This is a genomic window from Arthrobacter sp. Y3223164 (assembly GCF_059091005.1).
On sequence record NZ_JBNHGF010000028.1, the window covers coordinates 1 to 15,280 of the forward strand.

Sequence of the window (15,280 nt, forward strand, 5' to 3'; positions counted from 1 at the left end):
ACCAGCCGCCGCCGAACCTGCTGCCGCTGGGGCCGCCGTCGCGGGCGCCGCCGCCGCGGGAGAAGAACACGGCTACACGGTCGTCCTCAAGGACAGCATCGGGAATGTCGATTCCACCGCCACGGCCCACGGGGAGAAGTACGGGTTTACGCGGTCCAACACCTACGAACACGCGCTGAAGGGATACTCCGGCACCATGACGGCATCGGAGGCGCAGCAGCTCGCCGCCGACCCGGCCGTTAAATACGTTGCGCCCGAGCGGGAGTTCGCGTTGCCGGAAAACGTGGGCGGCGCGAATAACGGAACCAGCGGCGCCGAATTCCTCCCGCCCGGGTGGTTGCGGGTCGGCGGCACAACAGAGGAGGCGGCCGAGGACGGTCGGCAAATTACGGTCAACGCCGCCGTGATCGACACCGGTATCGACAGCACCCATCCGGACTTGAACGTGCGCGGCGGGGTGGACTGCTCGTCCGGCACTCCGGTCGAGGTAGCTCCCGTCGACCTGTTCGGGCACGGAACCATGGTCGCCGGGATCCTTGGCGCGAAGAACAACAACGCCGGGATCATCGGCACCGCGAGCGGCGCCCCGCTGTGGTCCGTCCGGGTTATCGCAGACGACGGCACCATCACAGAAAGTGCCCTACTCTGCGGCGCCGACTGGGTGGTCTCCACTCACACGGACGAGGACCCGGGCAACGACATCAGGGTGGCGAACATCAGCATCGGCAGCCCCGGCCAAGAGCAGGGAACCTGCGGCAACGGGGTCGATCCCCTGCACCAGATGATTTGCCAAGGCGCCGAGCAGGGGGTGGTCTGGACGGTCGCCGCCGGCAACGAGACCGCGGACTTCTCGAACACTGTTCCGGCCGCGTATGACGAGGTGCTCACCGCCACCGCCATGGCTGACTTCGACGGCCGCCCCGGCGGTACGGCAACAGCGAGCTGCAGCGGATACCCTTTTCCCACCCCCGACGACGAGTTCGCCCTCTTCTCCAATTTCGCCACGCAGCGTGCCGACAAGGAGCACACCGTCGCCGCTCCCGGCGTGTGCATGACCTCTACGGTGCCGGGCGACCGGTACGCGAACTCACACGGCACCAGCTTCTCCAGTCCGATCGTCGCCGGTTCGGTGGCTCGGTGCCTGGAGAGCGGAGTCTGCCATGGCGATGGGACGGCCGTGATAGAGCAATTCCGCGCAGCGGCCGCGGAGTACAACCAAGAGAATCCCCAGTATGGGTTTATCGGTGATCCCCTGCGACCGGTCCCGGGCCGCTACTACGGTTACCTGGCCACCGCGACGCCCTTCTAGGGAACAAGCAGCGGATGTGCCAGTTAGCCGCCGAGGACTGGCACTTAAACGGGCAAAAACAGGAGCCCGCTCCGTCCAGGGTCCGGCCGCGTACTCGCGGCTGACGGCAGCCCCGATGCATTTTATAGTCACGTCTGCCAGCGTCGGGGTCAGCGTCTGAGTTCCGAGCGCGCGTCGCTGGAGACGGTAACCGGTATACCCGCCGGAATCAGGAAGTTTACCACCGGCGGCCTAACGACCGCACTCAGCGTGCTGCGCAGTCTGGAACGGACACCGCGGGCTAAGTTGACGAATGTCGGCGCCACCAATTCCAGTTCCGCCCCGCCCCAAGGTGAGACTTTCTCCAAAGCCTCTGCTGGCGTCCCGCTGCAGTCGGGGCGCCACGCCGTCTGTACTTCCTGTCTGAGCCGCAGGAACTCCGCAACTGTCTCGCTAAAAACCCGCCGCTTCTCGTTGCGCAGCCACTGCTGGTGCTCTGTCCGCTTGTTTAGCTTGTTTCCGAAGAAAGCTTGACGTCGCAAAAACAGGCGGTGCCACAGCTTGGATCGCTGAATATCGAGCAAATCTGTAAGGGTCTACCCGCGCATGCGCAACAAAAATGGCCGCCGGGGGTCAGCGCTTGCGGAAATCATAGGACCACGAAGTCTTGCCCGATAGCCTGTAGTTGGATGACGCGGCGTGCGCCGTGACCCTGATAATCCTGTTCTTGGCGTTGTGCATGCCAGCCTTGGCGATTTGTCCGTTGACCTTGTAGGTAATCCCCGTTTTCTTCGGAATCGTGTACTTTCCTGCGGTGGTCTTGTAGAACTGCGGAGAGGAAGTGACAACCTTCTTGCGAAAGTCATAGACCCACTTCGCGACCCCCGACACCTTGTAGCCGGTGGTCGCCTTTACGGTGATGGTCGTGTGCTTGCTGCCAGCGCCGTAGGTTCCGGCCCTTTTCAGGGCGCCGTTCGCGTAGTATGCGATGCCGGTCTTCGAAGGAATCGTGTACTTACCGTTAGGATGGAACACTGGCTTGGTCGCTGTCACGGCAGTCGGTGCGAAGTTGTACTGCCACGATGCAATACCAGTCAGTGCATACCGGTCGGAAACGGCCTTCGCGGTGACGGTGACGCGGCTGGTACCGCCGCTGTATGCGCCAGCTCTCACTGCCTTGCCGTTGACCAGATAGACAACGCCGATCCGGCTGGGAACGGTGTACTTGCCGGTGGTCTTGGTGAAGACCGGGGCGGCCGGTGTGACCTTAATCCGGGAAAAATCGAACTTCCACGAGGCAGCGGAGCCCGACAGGCTATAGCCGGTGTCTGCCTCTGCCGTGACAGCGACGGCAACCCAGCCGCCGCTGTGAGTGCCAGCTTTCACAGGCTTCCCGTTGACGTAGTAGGTCACGCCGGTGACAGCGGGGATGGTGTACTGGTTAACGACATGGTCGAAGACAGGTGCCTTCGCGGTGACGGGGGAAGGAGTGAAGTCGAAGCTCCACGAAGCGCTCCCGTTCAGGACATGGCCTTTGGCTGCGGCTGCCGTGATGGTGACCTTGCCGGTGCTTGAGTAGGTACCGGCTGCCTTGACTGCCCCGTTGACGGAGTAGACCACGCCAGCGGTATCGGGGACCGTGTACCTGCCGGTGCTCTTCGTGAAAACTGGGGCTGCCGGGGTTACCTTGATTAGTTCAGGGACTGCCTCAGTTTCAGAGAAGTCGAAAGCCCACTCTGTTGTGCCGGTCAGGGCATAGCCGTATGCAGGTTTGGCGACTATCTTGACCAGAAATTTCCCGGCCGTATGGGTTCCCGGCTCGTATGGCAGTTTGCTGTGGTTTACGAAGTACTCGACTCCGGTGGCTACCGGAAGCTCGAAGGTGCCGTTGGCGCTGTTGAAGACCGGCACCGGGGCAGCCACTTCCACTGGAGAGAAGTCAAACTTCCATTCAGAAGCGCCCTGAATCTCATACAGGTGGGGGTTTGAGGAGATAGCCTTGATGCTTATGATTTTGGCTTCGGTGTAGGTGCCCACGGGGGTCGGCACGCCGTTGACCAGATAGGTGACGCCGTAGGTGCCCGGGATGTTGTACGAGCGCCCCACGTTGCCGATGTACGGCGCGGAAGGGGTCACCTTGGTTAGGGACAGGTCGCGGGTCCATGAGGCGGTGCCGTTGAGGACATATCCTGCCTTAGCGGCAGCGGTGATGCTGATCTGCGCCTTGGTGCTCGGGTAGGTGCCCGGAGCCGTTACGGTGCCGTTGACCGAGTACCTTACACCTTCAACGATGGGGATGGTGTAGGCGTTGGTTTCCGGGTCGAAGGACGGGGCGGTGGGACTAACTTCCTGCGGAGTGAAGTTGAACTCCCACTCGGCTGCGCCGGTGATCTTGTACCCGCTCATGGAAGTGGCTCGGATGATCACGTTGGCGCTGTTGCCCGGGTAGGTGCCCGGTGCGACGAGGCCGTGGTTGACGGTGTAGTTGACGCCCTCCACCTCAGGAATTGTGTACGTGCCGGTTTCCCGGTTGAATACGGGTGCCTGCGGGGCCACTTCGACCATGACCGGTTCGGGGATGGCGGTGCCGCCGTTGAGCGCCTCTTCGGCATCGACGTAGGTTTCCGGCATCCAGAACGGCTGGTGGAAGAAGTTGATGGTCGAGTACATCGTGAACCGGTTTTCATTGGCTCGCGGGTCCTCGTTGTTCGTGAAGGACAGGCCGATGCCGACCGTGTTCAGGTCGGGGTTGCTCATGACCGCGTTGTGGCTGGGCGAGTCGACCCACTGCTGGAAAATGGCAGTGGGGTTGCGGTCCCAGCGGGCAGCGATGATTTCTCCGACACCGGTCCAGCTGTGGAATCCCCGATCAATCTGATCCACGTATTCGTTGGTTTTGTTGTGCTGGAAAATATCATTGCCAGCCATGTGATCGGTCCAGCCCTGAGCCATCTGGGCAACGTAGACGTTGTAGGTAACGGGTTCCAGACCCTTAGCGGCACGAAACTCATTCAGCAAACGGAAAATTGCGGTGATGTTCGCACGCTGGCTCGCCTCGTCTTCAACAATGGCCGCATTGGCGCCGCTGTAGAAAGTGGGCACCATGAGGGTGACGGCGGTGGCACCATTGGCGGTGGCGGTCACTGCGCCGAGCGCGATCGCCGATGCGATGGCAAGGGCTCCTAATGGTCGTCTGGTCTTCATCTCTGTTCCTTCTAACTAGTCTGTCAGAGCGAAGAATTCATCCGCCTAGGAACACATATCGGCTATTTATCGGGCGCTGTTAGCACGTAAGAGAATATGAACGCGGCCGGTCCACGTCGCCACATCGATCGGTTTAATATCGGCAAGCGTTCCGGTAAACATCTAAAAGGTGAGTCGATTGCTAGGCGCGAGACTAAACTGCCCATCCTCGTCGTCCGGCAGATCAGCAATGGGCGGCGCGTGCCCTAGGTGATGCTCCGATAATCTTCGGACTCCCTCATCAGCGGGTGAACGGCCTCCATGTTCTCGGAAGGTTCATCAAGATGCACTATGGGGGAACGGTCATTAAATTGCGGAGCGGTCTGCTGTAGATAGGTAAGGCCACGGAGGGGATCAGCGTCCGTGTCCCGGCGGTGCGCGGTCGAAGCCTCAATTTCCTGCTAGGACAGTCGAAGGCCACTGGTCGGTGTCTAACTCCGTTTGGCCTCCACAAGCTCAAGTAGCTGTGCCGGAGTCAGCCACGGCCTGCCACGGTGGATCATTCGATGACAGTTCGAACACAACAGCGCCAGATCGGCCAGCCTCGTCCGCACCTCCCCGGATACATGCAACGGAAGGATGTGGTGGATTTCGATAAAGTCCTGCCCGCGCGGCCCATAAGTTGCTTTGAAGTCGAAGGAGCACACATCGCAGGCGATAGCCCGTCCAACGCGCTTCACTTCCTCAATCTTTCGCGCACGGAGCTTGCTGCTGCGCTCCCGCCGCAAGTTGCGGGCGAACAGGACCCGACCCTCCCCTGCTTCGTCCTCAAATCCTTCGAGGTCCGCTGGCCGGGTTTCGCCCCGTTGAGCTCCTCCCTAATCGCGCGGGCCGCCGCCCGCATTCGGCCGGGGTCGGAAAGAAAGTCGCGCAGCACTTCGTGTAGCTAGGGCAGTACGCCACAAGTGTGCCTCACCAATGATGCCTCACGGCACCGACAGTTCTTGCCACTGGAGGCTCGCTGACGCAACGGATGCTGGGTGGAACCGCGTTGAGCGCGGACCGCTACTGCATGAAGCTCGGCTGGCAAAGAAGAGCGGGTGCCATTGGCATGACTAAGGCCGACCTGGAGGACGAGTTGATGCTCCTCACGCGGTGTTCGCAGGAGGACCTGATGGAGATGCCGGTCTGCGCCGACGCTAAGAGGAGGGGCTGCTCAGACGAGTCTCTGCTAAGGCAAGCAACAAGATCCACGCTCTGGAACCGTATTGGTCTCTAAGCGGCTTTCAGTCGTTTCTGGAGCTTTAGCCCCGCATCTCTACACGGTCTTGGAGCTCGTACCAGCGGCAGGTCTCGGTGGTAGTGAGCTGCTCCCCCGTGTCGTGCGTCAATGTCCAACTCAGCGGGGCTTCGTAGGCAATGCGGTCGTACGGGAGCTCGATCTTCTCCACTGCGCCAATGAACTCTGTGGAGCTGATTTCGTAATACTTAGGGGCAACACCCGCGATCTCCCTAGCTGCGTTTCGTGCCACTGCTTCCAGATGCTGGACGCACTTCTCTTTCACGCTGGCAGCGAGAGTTGCCTCCACTCGTACCACGGGTTTCGGCGTGGGCGTATAGGCGTACGGGTTCTCCGTCTCGCCTGCACAGGCGCTAACTGTCGCCAGTAGAACTGCTGCCATCATTGTTGCGCGCGCCACGGACTTGAGACTCATGGTGAAAAGGTTATTCGAGCGGCGGTGTTACGCCTGCTTCGTCGAGTTCTTCTTCACAACCTTCTTCTTGGCAGGTACCTTCACCGATGACTTCTTCATGGTGACCTTTTTGGCGGCTGGCTTTTTGTTCGATGCCTTCTTGCCCACGGACTTCTTCTTCGCCACCTACTTGACGGACTTCTTCGCAGTGGCGGCACCGTTGCTGAACGCGACGCACGTTCGCTGCGTTGCAGCCTGTGCCGATCCCGCAGCCAGCAGGCCGCCAACGAGGATTAGTGCAGTCCCTAGCGCTGCTGTCAATGCTTTCACTCTGCCCCCAACTTTTCACTGTATGTACGTAGAAGCCCCTTCTGTTCCCTATATAGGAGACGGTCGGGGCTTCCTGTTGTTTATGGGCTGTAGTCCTGTACGTGTACCTACCGCTTCGTCGTAACTGACTTCAGCACGTGGGCAGAGGACGTTATGTACTTACCGTTGCTGGACTCGGCGTTGGCTCGTACGTGCACTGTGTATGAGGTGTTCTGCTTTAGTCCCTTGATGGTCTTCTTTGTTCCAGTCACATGGAAGGTCTTGATTGTCTTGCTGCCCTGCTTCACGATGACCGTGTAGCCAGTGAGCTTCCCAGTGTAGGAGGGCTTCTTCCATGTTGCAGTGAGAGAGCTGCGGGCAGTGGATGCCTTGAGAGAGGAGGGCTTGCTGACCCTGACTGTGGAGGCGGCACTGAGCTTGGTCTTCGTGACTGTCGAAGATGTCGAGCTCGCCTTGGTCTTGCCGTTGGTGGAGACGGCATTAGCCCTTACGTAGACGCGGTAGGTAGTCCGCTCCCTGAGCTTGGTGAAGCTGGCTTGGGTTGAGGTGGTCGTGACTGCCTTGACCGTCTTAGTGCCCTGCTTCAGCGTGACGGTGTAGTTGACCAGCTTTCCGGTGACGGCAGGGCGCTTCCACATGACGTTCAATGCGTTGGAGGTGGTGGATGCCTTCAATGAGGAGGGCTTGCTGACGGACAGCTTAGGACCGGGAGCTGGGGCGGGTTCCGTGTCAATATCCGATCCCGGATTGACTACGAAAACACCTCCGTCATCGCCGGGACCATCGTCTTGAAAGTCGAAGCATGCTTCTGCACCGTTGGCTGCAACGTAGCATTCCCTTGCCGCGTGTGCCGATGGAGCCATCACTGCGTTCCCGCAGAAGAGAAGCGATGCGGCCAGTAGAGTCGTCACTGTTCGCATAATGCTCCGCATATTGCCCCCGATGCCTTGATGAATCTGCTTCGGGGAAGTCTGCCACACCAACGGAATTTTGTCGCACACTTTGTATCAATTTAGGACGACAACTAGTTCCGCCGCATCTCACTCGGTCTTGCAGCTCGTACCCACTGCACCCCTCTCAGTGGTGGTCGATTCTCCCCATGTCATGGGTAGATGTCCAAGTCATCGGGACCTCGTAAGCGATGCGCTTATATGGCAGTTCGACCTTCTCCACTTCGCCTAAATACTCATGGGCGGTGATCTCGTAGTGTTTGGGGACAACGCCTGCGATCTCCCGCCCCGGAGAAAATGATCGCGGCCTCAGGAAAGAGCATGCCTGAGGCGGACCAGGCGGTCGCAGCCCGGTCCGAAGCCGCGCCGCGGTTCGCCGCCTTCCTCGCGGACGCCATGCGGCAGGGCACGGGCGGGGTACGCGATGACATGAGGCACGCTGCCTCGCCTTGGAACTTCATCCTCGACAGCCCTGGCGTCCCGGCGTTCATCTGGCACGGGACGCTGGACCTGAATGTTCCGGTGGCGGCGGCCCGCTGGCTCGCAGAGCAACTGCCCTCCGCCCGACTGCATCCGGTAGAAAGCGGCGGACACATTTCCGTGCTTGATGCCTCCGCCGAAACGGTCCTGCAACAACTATCCCAGGAGGCGCTCCGGTAACTGCACGGCAGCGCCGGACATTTGCCGAAGCCGCTTGGAACGCTCGAGGCGTTTCCTGACCGGCTACGGCGCAGCGTCGGCCGCACTGGCCCTGCTGGACGTCGTCGCCCTGGGACTGATCGCCGCGCTCCTGCCGGCCCTCGTGGGCAGCTCCGACGCCGAACTGCCCCTCGTGGGAAACGTCGCCGAAAACGGTCTGGCCCTGCCGTTGCTGGCCTTTATCTGCCTGCTGATCGTGCTCAAGGGAGTGCTGGCCGTCCTGCTGCTGCGCTTCGCCACCAAGCGCTTCGCCCGGCACGAGGTGGCCATCGGCGACCGCCTCTTCGCCGCCTACCTCGCCTCCCCGTGGGAGAAGCGGGTCGGCCGCAACTCGGCCGAGATCGTCCGCTCCGTGGACGTGGGCGTGGGGATCACCGTTTCGGGTGTCCTGATGCCGGCGATGAGCCTGTTCGGCGAGCTGGGCACCCTGGTGGCGGTCGTCGTCGTGCTGTTCGTGGCCCAGCCGCTGATCGCGGTGGTGACGATGATCTATCTGGGCCTGGTGGTGCTGCTGCTGGCGAAGGTGATCTCCCCGCGTGCCGTGGCGATCGGCCGGGAAAACCGGGAATGGTTCAACGGCCGCGCAAAGACCCTCTACTAAGCCCTGGGCTCGCTCAACGCAATACCCGACCGGGGCGCCTTCCCCGTCGCCTTCAGCGTCTGAGTTCCGAGCGGGCGTCGCTGGAAACGGTGATCGGTATGCCTGCCGGAACGAGGAAGTTGACCACCGGCGGCCGGACGACGGCGCTCAGCACCACGTGAGCCGTGCGCTGTTCCGGGGAGCCGGTGTCGCCGCCTAAGGCTAGCTGGTCAAACCTCCCGTAAGCACCCGTGTCGGACAAGTACCGCGAGACGGAGCCCCTTACGGACCCGTCGTCCAGCGTTGGCACGGGCGTCCCGGAACCGGTCTCGACGTCGGCCAAGGCGAAAGTGTCCGCGGCAGCCAACGCGGCCCCGTCCGCAACGGACAGCAGCTTCTTCCGCTCGACATACACGGCGGAGGCACCCATCACCACGGTCAGGATCAATAGGCTCAGCAACACAAAGCCGATGAGCAGAACCAACACCTGCCCCTGATCAGCGGTTCCGGCCCTTCGGATTCCTGCGCCGTTAATGCAACGGGCAGTCCGGGCGCCTGAAGGTCTGCCGGACATCATCGGTACCGTTCCACTATTTGGGTCGCTGAGGAGCTCACGCTAGCCATGCTGAGGCCCGTCCCATCCAGCAACGGCAGCGGGATCGAAATCACGACTTCCGTGGTGACCCAAGAGCCCGCTTCCAAGCACGCTCCATTGCCACAGCTAATGCTGATATCCATACGCTCCGGCCCAAAACCGAAATCTGCGGCAGCCAAGAGCGCCGCCTGCTGCGCGGCCTGGCCGGCAGCCGCGGCCTCTTCCGACCCCGCATACACTTTCGCCGCTTGATCCGCGGCGTTCACGACGGCGAACGACGCGGCCTGCACCTGTGAGACCGCGAGGACGAAATAGACCACCGGAATCAGGAGCAGCGTGCCCAGAAAGACGAATTCGACGACGGCGCTCCCCCGTTCCTGTTTCTCTCCCTGCAGGCAATCCGTCAGTCGCTGTCGCAGGCCAGTCACCGGGTTCCTTTGACGGGTTTTCGGAACCAGTCCGGCGGCCGCGACCCCTGAACCCGGCGCCCCGTGCGGTGCCCCGTCAGCGCGGAAAAGCCGCATGACCGTGGACCTCCAGCGCGCCTTGGGGACCGATCAGTCCGAACGCAGGCAGTGGAGCCCGCACCGTGACCCGTAGCGTGGGGACGCCGGACCGGACGATCTCTTGAACGTGGACGTCTTGGCCGTAAGTGTCGGTTAGCGAAGCCGAGATCAGGTCAGCCGTCCTTTCGTGCGCGTCGGCGGCGCCTCGATCGGCCAAGGTTCCGTAACGTGCACCCGACCCCGCGGCGTCGATCAGCGTGTTGCGCACGTGCAGGACCAGGCTCAACTGCATGATCGACACGAATATCAGGGTGAGGACACCGCCCACCAACACGAAGTCCACGCTTGCGGAGCCTCGGTCAGAACCGTCCTGGCCCTGACTGGAACCGCTGCCGACGCTGGCAACGGTGGACGGCCGCATTCCGCGGGCACTGTAGCTCGATCCCATGTCAGGGCTGGGTCACGCGGCCAATGGCGTCGTTGAACAGTCCTTCCAAAGCCGGCTTGGCCAGGGCCAGGATGCCTGCCACCAGCACGGCCGACATCAAAGTGATCATCACCCACCCCGGCACATCTCCGCGTTCGCCATCTTCGGCCTGCGTCGCACGACGTAATCGATCCAGACTTCCGCTCCACACCAGCGAAAGCGTGACAGTGAACATGAGCAAGAGTTTCGTCATTTCGTAGATCCTTCCCCTTTTACCCCCAGTGAGAATTTCCATCGGTCGACTTCACCAGCCGAGATTGATCAGCGCCAGGCCCGGATACACGGCGAACAGCACGGTCAGCGGCAAGACCCCGAAAACCAGCGGCACCATCATGCCGATTTCCTTCTTTCCGGCCGACTCCATCAGGTTCCGCTTCGCCATGTCGCGCACGTCCTGGGCCTGCGCCCGCAGGACGTCCGCCAGCGGAGTTCCGCGCTCGACGGCCACGGTGATTCCGTCAACGAACCGCACCAGCGCTGGCAAGCGGGTGCGGTGTGAAAAGTCCTGCAAGGCCGTCAACATCGGCATACCGGATCGCGTTTGTGCGAGCACCACCGCAAATTCGCCGGCGAGTTCGCCCTGGGCGCTGCGGCAGATCCTCTCGAGTGCTCCCGTAGCGCTCTCTCCAGCGCTGACCGCAAGTGCCATCAACTCCGCCAGGCTGGGAAATTCCGCCAGCATCTTTTCCTCACGGCGTCGAATTTGGACACTCAGAAGGTAATCCCGCATCATGAACCCGCCCATAGCCAGGCCCAGGGTGACAATCACCGCAAGTACCGGGTCCAGCGAATTTCCTGCCGCCGAGGTAATCGTCCACGCAACGCCGATGACGAAACCCGCCGCCGCCCACAGCAATTGTTCAGCACGGAAATCGACGGTTCCCTGTCTGCGTCCGGCCTGCAGCAACCGCTTGGACAACAAGGTGGAACCGAAATTGAACTTTCCAAGCCAGGTGACCGAGTCACGGAGCACCGGGCGAAAAATCCGTTCCAGGGGGCCAAACGGGGTGAAGTTTCCCTGTCCGCCGTCGAGCAGCCGCGACTTCATCTCGATCGACTTCAACTGCGGGGCGATCCGGTCCGCGAAACGCCTGCGGCGTAAGAACGGCAGCCGGACGACCGTCAGCCAGAGGCCGAGACCCAACGTGATGCCCAATAACGCCGTCGTTGCAGCTGTGTGATTCACCGGAGCACCCGCTCCTCTTCGGGGAGCGACCCAATGCGCAGCATCAGTCGATAACACACGATCGACACCACGAGCCCGCCCAGCAGGACGGCCGCCCCTGCGGTCGTGTTGTAGGCAGCCACAGCTTCCGGCCTGGTAGCCAACAGCATCAAGATGATCCAAGGCGCGGCAACAGCGAGCCGGGCGGCGTTGACAGTCCAGGATTGGCGGGCCTCCAGTTCACTGCGGGTCCGAGCGCTGTCGCGGAGGAAATCCGCCAGCGTCCCGAGCAACCTGCCCAAGTCGGTACCGCCGACCTCACGAGTCAAGCGCAGGGCCTCCACGATGCGGTCGGCCACCGGATCGGACAGCCTTGTTTTGAGCCGCTCCAGCGCGTCGTCGAAATTCCCGCCCGCTCGGTAGTCGGAAGCAAATTCGCTGAAGGCTGGCCGCAGCTCCACCGGACCTCGCGTTCCCAACTGCACCAGCGCCTCGGGCAGCGAGAGTCCTGCCCGGATGGCCGACCGGAGGTGGTCGACGGCGTCCGGCCAGATTTCGCGCAAGACGGCAGCGCGGCGGCGAGCCCTCCAACTCACCAGGGCGAACGGGAGCCATCCCCCGAACAAGCCGAAACAGGCTGCGATGGGACCGGACGCTGCGAGTGCAAACACCATCAGGAAAGTCGCAGCTGCCATTGCCACGCAGCTGGATATAAGCGCAGTCGGCGATACCCTCTCGATGCCTGCCTGGCTGATCATCCGCTGGAGTCGGCCCGGCCGAGTCCGCCGCACTTGCGGGGGCGGTTTTTCCCAGCAGGACCACCAAATCAAAAAGAGCCCCACGCCGCCAAGGAGCCCCGCCGCCGTCGTCACGGCACCGATTCCAACAGCTGCATGACTTCATATCCCGCGCGCGCGAACTTCTCATCCGCGGGGCTGGCAGAAGGACTCACCTCAAGCTGGCCGTCTTGGCGGCTGAACAACGTGGACGTTTCGATAATCCCGTTCTCCACCCGCCCGCCCAGCGAAACTATCTCCGCGACCTGTCTCCTGCCGTCTGGCCGGCGGACGCAATGGACCACAAGGTCAATGCACGATGCCACAGTAGGAACCACGAAGGCGGACGAGATGTTCTGCCCGGCCAGCAGCGGCAGGGTGCAAATCTTAGTGATGGCATCGTGCGCGCTGTTGGCATGGACTGTGCACATCCCCGGTAACCCGCTGTTGAGCGCCACGAGCATGTCAAGGCTTTCGGCTTCCCGGACCTCACCGACGATTAGCCGGTCGGGCCTCATGCGCAGTGCCTCCTTGACCAGCCGCCGCAGCGGTATGGCGCCCTCCCCTTCAAGATTCGGTTGCCGGCACTGCAGCCCCACGACGTCGCGCAGGGGCAGTTGCAGTTCAAAAATCTCCTCCACCGTGACCACCCGCTCCCGGCTGCCGATAGCGGCAGCCAGACAGTTGAGCATGGTGGTTTTGCCCGCCTGCGTTGCTCCTGACACGAGGATGTTCAGTCCGCTGCTGACTGCCGCTCCCAGGAACCGGGATGCTTCCGGCGTTAGCGAGCCCAATTCCACCAAGTGCTCCAACCGCGAAGCACGGGCGATGAACTTCCTGATGTTGACCGCCCAATGCCGGCGGGTGATGTCCGGAATGACAACATGCAGCCTCGATCCGTCCGGAAGAGCCGCATCTACGAAGGGCGATGACAAGTCCAGGCGGCGCCCGGACGACTTCAACATCCGCTCCACCAGGTCCGCCACCTGCTGCTGGGTGAGCGAGACGGACGTCAGTTCAGATTCGCCGCCTCGGGCTACATAGACCTCGGACGGAGAGTTGATCCAGATTTCTTCGATCGAGCGGTCGTCCAGCAGCGGTTGCAACGGTCCGAATCCGGCCACGGCGTCAAAAACGTGCTTGCGCGCGGCATCCAATGGTCCGAGCGGCGGAAGAGATCCCAGCAAGGACCGTTCGTCATAGTCGGTCACCGCTGCTTCCACCAGCCGCCGGACCTCCGGACCTTGGCGGACAGGGTCCAAACCTCGTTGGCGGATCAGCTCTCGGACCTCCCCCTCGACGATCCGGAGTCCCTCCATCCCTTCTCCCCCCTCAGAGTTCGGGCGCAACCCCCGCCACGCGAAGCTGAGACTAGCGGTCGGGTGTGTCCACCGACCCTAGCGGCCGGTCTTCGGACCGGCCAGCCCCCGCACCCCGAATGTGGAAAAACCGTCCCATCTTCGATCCGCCACTGGCCAGTAGCCGTCGCGGGTGATAGGGGCGCGATGGAATAGGCTGAGGGGCAGTATGAAAAGCATCCTCGACGTCCTTGTGCCGCTGCTGCGCACCCTGCCCGATGGCAGCCGGCGTTTCCTGACCGGTTATGGCGCAGCGTCGGCGGCGCTGGCCCTGCTGGACGTCGTCGCGCTGGGGCTGATCGCAGCGCTCCTGCCGGCCCTCGTGGGCAGCTCCGACGCCGAGCTGCCCCTCGTGGGCAACGTCGCCGAAAACGGGCTGGCCCTGCCGTTGCTCGCGTTCATCTGCCTGCTGATCGTGCTCAAGGGAGTGCTGGCCGTCCTGCTGCTGCGCTTCGCCACCAAGCGCTTCGCGCGGCACGAGGTGGCCATCGGCGACCGCCTCTTCGCCGCCTACCTCGCCTCCCCCTGGGAGAAGCGGCTCGGCCGCAACTCGGCCGAGATCGTCCGCTCCGTGGACGTGGGCGTGGGGATCACCGTCTCGGGAGTCCTGATGCCGGCGATGAGCCTGTTCGGCGAGCTGGGCACCCTGGTGGCCGTCGTCGTCGTACTGTTCGTGGCCCAGCCGCTGATCGCGGTGGTGACGATGATCTACCTGGGCCTGGTGGCGCTGCTGCTGGCCAAGGTGATCTCCCCGCGCGCCGTGGCCATCGGGCGGGAGAACCGGGAATGGTCCAACCGCACCGCCAAGACCCTCTACGAGGCGCTGGGCGCGCTCAAGGAAATCACCCTCGCCGGCCGCGGGCCCGAAGTGCAGGAACAGGTGCACGGCACCCGCACCAAGTCCTCGATAGCGCGTGCCGGCGCCATCCAGATCTCGCAGATCCCGCGCTACGTGCTGGAGACCGCCCTGGTCCTGGGCTTCGCGCTGCTGGGCGGCGTGGGCTACCTGACCGGCGGACCGGCCGGGGCGGTCAGCGCCGTCGGGCTGTTCGCCGTCGCCGGGTTCCGCCTGATCCCCTCGCTGACGCGCATGCAGGCCGTGCAGTCCTCCGTGAATACCAGCGCGTCCTTCGCCCGGCAGATCGTCGAGGACATCCACGAGGGCGAGGCGGAAATGTCCCGGCTGCGCGACGAGCGCCCGCAGCACGAGCTGCCGGACAACGCCGCCGACATCGAGCTGCAGGACGTCGCTTTCAGCTACCCGGATACCGCGGCGCCGGCCCTGCACGACGTGAACATCCGGATTCCGGCCGGCAGCCACGTGGCCTTCGTCGGTGCGTCCGGCGCCGGCAAGTCGACAATGGTGGACCTGCTCCTGGGCCTGCTCGAACCGAGCCGCGGGCGCATCCTGGTGGGCGGCGAACCGATGGATTTCGTGTTGGATTCCTGGCGGCGGCGCATCGGCTACGTGCCCCAGGAGGTCTCGCTCTTTGATGCCTCGATCGCGCAGAACGTCGCCTTGGCCTGGGACCAGTCTCGCGTGGACCGCGAGCGCGTGACCGTTGCGCTGCGGTTGACTCTTGCTCTGATAGTCTCGTCCGACCAATCCCACCAGCGCATGCCTAGCAATCCGCGGATTTGCTCCTCTGTAAACCGGTAGCGGAGGACC

Annotated in this window: 17 protein-coding genes; 4 read left to right on the forward strand and 13 right to left on the reverse strand. The window is 62.8% G+C overall.

Annotation, left to right across the window (positions count from 1 at the left end; all coding sequences use genetic code 11):
* Window positions 1–1,309: S8 family peptidase (locus AC5RUJ_RS03305; RefSeq protein WP_494155601.1), on the forward strand; the 1,309-nt coding region annotated here is incomplete at its 5' end.
* A gap of 149 nt (window positions 1,310–1,458) precedes the next feature.
* On the opposite strand, the gene AC5RUJ_RS03310 is transcribed toward AC5RUJ_RS03305, so the two are convergent.
* From AC5RUJ_RS03310 to AC5RUJ_RS03335, 6 genes are all read right to left on the reverse strand, one after another.
* Window positions 1,459–1,872, reverse strand: a complete 414-nt coding sequence (locus AC5RUJ_RS03310; protein WP_494128478.1) for a hypothetical protein — start codon at window positions 1,870–1,872, stop codon at window positions 1,459–1,461.
* 49 nt (window positions 1,873–1,921) lie between these two features.
* A complete protein-coding gene (locus AC5RUJ_RS03315; protein ID WP_494128479.1) occupies window positions 1,922–4,492 on the reverse strand; it encodes a CAP domain-containing protein in 2,571 nt (856 codons plus the stop codon).
* A 470-nt stretch (window positions 4,493–4,962) separates the two neighbouring features.
* Window positions 4,963–5,211 (reverse strand): HNH endonuclease, encoded by a 249-nt coding sequence (locus AC5RUJ_RS03320; RefSeq protein WP_494128480.1) that lies wholly within the window; start codon window positions 5,209–5,211, stop codon window positions 4,963–4,965.
* Between the two features lie 564 nt (window positions 5,212–5,775).
* Window positions 5,776–6,186, reverse strand: coding sequence for a hypothetical protein (locus AC5RUJ_RS03325; protein WP_494128481.1), 411 nt, complete (start codon window positions 6,184–6,186; stop codon window positions 5,776–5,778).
* Between the two features lie 10 nt (window positions 6,187–6,196).
* A complete protein-coding gene (locus AC5RUJ_RS03330) occupies window positions 6,197–6,403 on the reverse strand; it encodes a hypothetical protein (RefSeq protein ID WP_494128482.1) in 207 nt (68 codons plus the stop codon).
* Between the two features lie 199 nt (window positions 6,404–6,602).
* Entirely contained in the window at window positions 6,603–7,406 is an 804-nt protein-coding gene (locus tag AC5RUJ_RS03335; protein WP_494128483.1) for a fibronectin type III domain-containing protein, read from the reverse strand.
* A 360-nt stretch (window positions 7,407–7,766) separates the two neighbouring features.
* Between AC5RUJ_RS03335 and AC5RUJ_RS03340 the strand changes: the two genes are divergently transcribed.
* Window positions 7,767–8,105, forward strand: coding sequence for an alpha/beta fold hydrolase (locus tag AC5RUJ_RS03340; protein ID WP_494128484.1), 339 nt, complete (start codon window positions 7,767–7,769; stop codon window positions 8,103–8,105).
* Between the two features lie 34 nt (window positions 8,106–8,139).
* On the forward strand, window positions 8,140–8,745 hold the full coding sequence (locus AC5RUJ_RS03345) for a 6TM ABC transporter family protein (RefSeq protein WP_494128485.1): 606 nt from the start codon (window positions 8,140–8,142) through the stop codon (window positions 8,743–8,745).
* A gap of 52 nt (window positions 8,746–8,797) precedes the next feature.
* On the opposite strand, the gene AC5RUJ_RS03350 is transcribed toward AC5RUJ_RS03345, so the two are convergent.
* From AC5RUJ_RS03350 to AC5RUJ_RS03380, 7 genes are all read right to left on the reverse strand, one after another.
* Window positions 8,798–9,211: a pilus assembly protein TadG-related protein gene (locus AC5RUJ_RS03350; RefSeq protein ID WP_494128486.1), complete on the reverse strand. Its 414-nt coding sequence runs from the start codon at window positions 9,209–9,211 to the stop codon at window positions 8,798–8,800.
* Between the two features lie 86 nt (window positions 9,212–9,297).
* Complete coding sequence (locus AC5RUJ_RS03355; RefSeq protein WP_494128487.1) at window positions 9,298–9,747, reverse strand: hypothetical protein; 450 nt, start codon at window positions 9,745–9,747, stop codon at window positions 9,298–9,300.
* Between the two features lie 76 nt (window positions 9,748–9,823).
* The gene (locus tag AC5RUJ_RS03360) at window positions 9,824–10,246 is read right to left on the reverse strand and encodes a TadE family protein (RefSeq protein ID WP_494128488.1); all 423 of its coding nucleotides are present in this window, start codon (window positions 10,244–10,246) and stop codon (window positions 9,824–9,826) included.
* 28 nt (window positions 10,247–10,274) lie between these two features.
* Window positions 10,275–10,505, reverse strand: coding sequence for a hypothetical protein (locus tag AC5RUJ_RS03365; RefSeq protein WP_494128489.1), 231 nt, complete (start codon window positions 10,503–10,505; stop codon window positions 10,275–10,277).
* Between the two features lie 51 nt (window positions 10,506–10,556).
* On the reverse strand, window positions 10,557–11,498 hold the full coding sequence (locus tag AC5RUJ_RS03370) for a type II secretion system F family protein (RefSeq protein ID WP_494128490.1): 942 nt from the start codon (window positions 11,496–11,498) through the stop codon (window positions 10,557–10,559).
* On the reverse strand, window positions 11,495–12,349 hold the full coding sequence (locus AC5RUJ_RS03375; RefSeq protein WP_494128491.1) for a type II secretion system F family protein: 855 nt from the start codon (window positions 12,347–12,349) through the stop codon (window positions 11,495–11,497). Before AC5RUJ_RS03375 ends, AC5RUJ_RS03370 begins: the two co-directional genes overlap by 4 nt.
* Window positions 12,346–13,572, reverse strand: coding sequence for a TadA family conjugal transfer-associated ATPase (locus tag AC5RUJ_RS03380; protein ID WP_494128492.1), 1,227 nt, complete (start codon window positions 13,570–13,572; stop codon window positions 12,346–12,348). The genes AC5RUJ_RS03375 and AC5RUJ_RS03380 overlap by 4 nt, the downstream gene beginning before the upstream one ends.
* Before the next feature lie 208 nt (window positions 13,573–13,780).
* On the opposite strand from AC5RUJ_RS03380, the gene AC5RUJ_RS03385 reads away from it, so the two are divergent.
* On the forward strand, window positions 13,781–15,271 hold the full coding sequence (locus AC5RUJ_RS03385) for an ATP-binding cassette domain-containing protein (protein WP_494155602.1): 1,491 nt from the start codon (window positions 13,781–13,783) through the stop codon (window positions 15,269–15,271).
* Window positions 15,272–15,280: the final 9 nt, after the last annotated feature.